Source organism: Mycobacterium sp., from assembly GCF_040509115.1.
Classification (GTDB): domain Bacteria; phylum Actinomycetota; class Actinomycetes; order Mycobacteriales; family Mycobacteriaceae; genus Mycobacterium.
In genome coordinates, this window is record NZ_JBEVLO010000421.1 from 1 (window position 1) to 4,216 (window position 4,216).

3 protein-coding genes and 1 pseudogene are annotated in these 4,216 nt (G+C 68.4%); all 4 read right to left on the reverse strand.

The genetic code is table 11. The annotated features are described in order from the left end of the window. A pseudogene (locus ABW137_RS29070) lies at positions 1-178 on the reverse strand (threonine synthase); the annotation flags it as partial. Beyond that, complete coding sequence (locus ABW137_RS29075) at positions 175-1,500, reverse strand: homoserine dehydrogenase (RefSeq protein ID WP_526405244.1); 1,326 nt, start codon at positions 1,498-1,500, stop codon at positions 175-177. The pseudogene ABW137_RS29070 and the gene ABW137_RS29075, both read right to left, overlap by 4 nt. Next, positions 1,500-2,837 carry a diaminopimelate decarboxylase gene (gene lysA / locus ABW137_RS29080; RefSeq protein ID WP_526405248.1) on the reverse strand — a complete coding sequence of 446 codons (1,338 nt, stop codon included), beginning with the start codon at positions 2,835-2,837 and terminating at the stop codon, positions 1,500-1,502. The genes ABW137_RS29075 and lysA overlap by 1 nt, the downstream gene beginning before the upstream one ends. A gap of 80 nt (positions 2,838-2,917) precedes the next feature. Next, on the reverse strand, positions 2,918-4,216 hold a 1,299-nt coding region (gene argS / locus ABW137_RS29085; RefSeq protein ID WP_526405246.1), incomplete at its 5' end, for an arginine--tRNA ligase.

Genomic DNA, 4,216 nt, shown 5'->3' on the forward strand with positions numbered 1-4,216 from the left:
CGGTGAGCTCGGAGATGCGCTTGGCGTGGATCAGCGGCGTGCCGCCCTCCAGCAGGGTGATGGGAGTCCAGTCGTCGCCGACCGGAAGCCGGTCGCGGTAGGCCTCGATCAGCCCCGGCCACGGCGTGTGCACGGTGACCCTCCCCGTCGCTTCGCTCGCCCCTACCGAGGTATTCATTCCGAGGTCCCTTCCAGTCGGAGCACGCTGTTGATGCCCTCTACGACGTCGAGATCCGCAAGCGCCTCAACCGTTTCCGAGAGCGCGGCGTCGGTGGCCTGATGGGTGACGACGACGATGCGCGCCCCACAGCGCTGACCGCCCTTGTCGACCATGCCCTCCTGGCGCACCTCGGCGATGCTGACCTCGCGCTTGCCGAACTCGGCCGAGACCGCGGCCAACACACCCGGCCGATCGGCCACGCTCATGTTGACGTAATAACGCGTCGGGATGAACCCGATCGGCGCAATGGGAAGCTGCGCGTACTTGGATTCGCGGGGGCCGCGGCCGCCCTGCACACGGTTGCGGGCGGCCATGACCAGGTCACCCATGACCGCGGACGCGGTCGGAGCGCCGCCGGCGCCCTGGCCGTAGAACATCAGTCGGCCTGCCGCCTCGGCTTCCACCACGATCGCGTTGAACGCGCCGTTGACCGCGGCGAGAGGGTGCTCCAGCGGCACCAGCGCGGGATACACCCGTGCCGAAACACGCTGCTGGCCTTCTTCGTTGACGATGCGCTCGCAAATCGCCAGCAACTTGATGGTGCAGCCGAGCGCCCTGGCGGATTCGACGTCCTCGGCGCTGACCTTGGTGATGCCCTCGCGGTAGACGTCGTCCGCGGTGACCCGGGTGTGGAAGGCAATCGACGCGAGGATCGCCGCCTTGGCCGCCGCGTCGTAACCCTCGACGTCGGCGGTCGGGTCGGCCTCGGCGTAACCGAGCGCGCTCGCGTCGGCCAGCGCGGACGCGTAGTCGGCTCCCGTCTCGGCCATCGCGGACAGGATGTAGTTGGTGGTGCCGTTGACGATTCCGGCCACGCGAAGCACGGTGTCACCGGCCAGCGACTGGGTCAGCGGGCGGATCACCGGGATCGCGCCCGCGACGGCGGCCTCGAAATACAGGTCGGCGCGGGCGCTCTCCGCGGCCTGCGCCAGCTCGCCAGTCGATTGGGCCATCAGCGCCTTGTTGGCGGTGACCACCGACTTGCCGCGCTCCAGCGCGGCGAGGATCGCCTTGCGGGCCGGCTCGACCGGCCCCATCAGTTCGACGACGATGTCCACGTCGTCGCGAGACACCAGCGCGTCGACGTCGTCGGTGAGCAGTTCGATCGGCACGCCGCGGTCTGCGCTCACTCGTCGGACCCCGATGCCGCGCAGCACGAGCGGCGCACCGATGCGGGCGGCCAGGTCGGGCGCACTCTGGCCAATGATGCGCACCACTTCGGTGCCGACATTGCCGAGTCCCAATACCGCAACGCCGACCGGCTTCTCGTTCTCAACCATCAGTTGGCCACCTCCAAGCTCAAAAGGTCTTCTACCGTCTCGCGGCGCAGGATCAGGCGCGACTCACCGTCGCGCACCGCCACCACCGCGGGGCGGCCCAGCAAGTTGTATCGGCTCGACATCGAATAGCAGTACGCGCCGGTGGCGGCGACTCCAATGAGATCACCCGGCGTGACGTCGTCGGACACCCAGGTGTCGCGCACGACGATGTCACCGCTTTCGCAATGCTTTCCGACGATGCGGGCCAACGTCGGCGCACCGTCGCTGAGGCGCGACACCAAGCGGGCGTCGTACTCCGCGGCGTACAGCGACGTGCGGATGTTGTCACTCATGCCACCGTCGATGCTGACGTATCGGCGGTACCTGTCGGACGCGACGGCCACGTCTTTGACCGTGCCGACCTCGTAGAGGGTGACGGTGCCAGGACCGGCGATCGCCCGACCCGGCTCGACGACCAGCTGGGGCTCGGGCAGGCCGACGGCCGCCGACTCGTTGCGGACGATTGCCCCGATCTTGGCCGCGAGGTCTTCCATCGGCGGTGGATCGTCCTGTGGCAGGTAGGAGATGCCGAGACCGCCCCCGAGATCCACGATCGACATCTGCGCGGTCTTCTCGACGCCGAACTCGGCGACGACGTCGCGCAGCAGCCCGATGACGCGATGCGCGGCGAGCTCGAAGCCCGCCACGTCGAAGATCTGTGACCCGATGTGGCTGTGCAGGCCGACGAGACGCAGGTGGTCGGCCGCGAACACCCGCCGGACCGCCTCCATCGCGGCCCCGCTGGCCAGCGAGAGCCCGAACTTCTGGTCTTCGTGGGCGGTGGAGATGAACTCGTGGGTGTGCGCCTCGACGCCGACGGTGACGCGCACCAGCACGTCCTGCACCACGTCGGCCTCGCCCGCGATGGCATCGAGGCGGTCGATCTCGGTCATGGAGTCGAGCACCACGTGCCCGACCCGTGCCTCGACCGCCATCGCCAGCTCGGCTACCGATTTGTTGTTGCCGTGCAACGCAATTCGTTCCGGCGGAAAATTCGCGTTCAGTGCGACGGCGAGTTCGCCACCGCTGCACACGTCGAGCGCCAGCCCCTCCTCGTCGATCCAGCGCGCGATCTCGGTGCACAGGAACGCCTTTGCGGCGTAGCGCACGTGCTCGCCGCCGCCGAAGGCCGAGGCGATCTCACGGCAGCGGGAGCGGAAGTCGTCCTCGTCGATGACGAACAGCGGTGTCCCGTACTGCTCGGCGAGCACGGTGACCGGTACGCCTGCCACCGTCACTACGCCGTCGACGTTGCGAACGACGTTGCGCGGCCACACGTTCGGAGCGAGGTGGAGCATGTCGCGGGCGGACGCGGGGCGCGCGGGAGCGCTGCCGTGACGGGCATCCTCTGCGTGGCGGGGGCCTGCGGGGTGGGCCATCACATGCGCTCCGGCGCGCTGACGCCCAGGATCTGCAGCCCGTTGGCGATGACCTGACGCGTGGCCTGACAGAGCGCGAGGCGCGCAGCGTGCAGGTCACTGGGCTCCTCGTCGCCCTGAGGAAGTACCCGGCAGGAGTCGTAGAACCGGTGGTAATCGCCCGCCAGATCCTCCAGGTAGCGGCACACGCGGTGCGGTTCCCGAAGGGACGCAGCGGTTTTCAGCACCCTCGGGAACTCGCCGATGGTCCGCATCAACGTGCCCTCCCTGTCGTGGGTGAGCAGCTCCAGATGCTCGGTGCCTGCGATGACGCCGAGCTCGGCTGCGCTGCGCGCCAACGCCGACAGGCGGGCGTGCGCGTACTGCACGTAGTAGACGGGGTTCTCGCTGGACGCGCTCGACCACAGGGCGAGATCGATGTCGATCGGGGTGTCCACCGAACTGCGGATCAGCACGTAGCGCGCCGCATCCACGCCGATGGCCTCGACCAGATCGTCCAGGGTGATGACGGTGCCCGCCCGCTTGCTCATCCGCAGCGGCTGACCGTCGCGGACGAGGTTGACCATCTGGCCGATGAGCACCTCGACGGTGTCGGGATCGTCGCCGAGGGCGGCGGCCGCGGCCTTGAGGCGCGCGATGTAGCCGTGGTGGTCGGCGCCGAGCATGTAGATGCACAGGTCGAAGCCCCGCTGCCGCTTGTCGAGGTAGTAGGCGAGGTCCGCGGCGATGTAGGCGGGCTGGCCGTTGCTCTTGATGACCGGGCGATCCTTGTCGTCACCGAATTCCGTGGTGCGCAACCAGGTTGCGCCGTCCTTCTCGTAGATGTTGCCGGTCGCGCGCAGCTTGGCGATCGCCTGGTCGACCCGACCCGAGGTGTGCATCGAGTCTTCGTGGGTGTAGATGTCGAAGTCGGTGCCGAAGTCGTGCAACGACTTCTTGATGTGGGTGAACATCAGGTCGACACCCGTGGCCCGGAACGTCTCCAACTGCTGGTCGGCGGGCTGGGTCAGCACGTCGGGCGCCTTGGCGATCACCTGCTGGGCGATCTCGGCGATGTAGGCGCCCGCGTAGCCGTCCTCCGGCGTCGGCTCCCCCTTCGCCGAGGCGATCAGCGACTTGGCGAACCGGTCGATCTGCGTGCCGTGGTCGTTGAAGTAGTACTCCCGCACCACTTCGGCCCCCTGCGTGGACAGCAGCCGACCCAGGGCGTCGCCGACGGCGGCCCACCGGGTCCCGCCGATGTGTATCGGTCCGGTGGGGTTGGCCGAGACGAACTCCAGGTTGATCTTGGTGCCGAG